The sequence below is a fragment of the Bacillus sp. SIMBA_005 genome, from assembly GCF_046535585.1.
Lineage (GTDB): Bacteria > Bacillota > Bacilli > Bacillales > Bacillaceae > Bacillus > Bacillus pumilus.
The window spans coordinates 1-260 of record NZ_JAWRWI010000644.1 but is presented as its reverse complement, the minus strand read 5'-3'; the positions used below and the strand labels follow the sequence as shown (position 1 = coordinate 260).

The window sequence follows — 260 nt, the reverse complement described above, 5'->3', positions numbered from 1 at the left end:
GGGAGCAACGGTCCATCTTCACCGGGATCTGCTGCGAACGACACCTATTCATGTCGGTTCGCCCAATGGCATTCTTGATTTCGTGAAAATCCATATCAAAACGTCATTAGACATTTTACAGATTGTCAAAGACTTATCTAAGAGCATTCAATTTGATTTTGTTTATTATGATAAATTCGGCGCGGGGGAATTGGTAAGGGATTACTTAGATATTCCAGGAGTCTCTTCATCGGCGTCTTTCTTGTTTGGCGAGGAGCACC

The 260-nt window shown here is 43.1% G+C and carries 1 pseudogene; it reads left to right on the top strand.

Annotated features, from left to right (window positions below):
- Positions 1-260: pseudogene (locus SB660_RS21655) on the top strand (macrolide family glycosyltransferase); the annotation flags it as partial.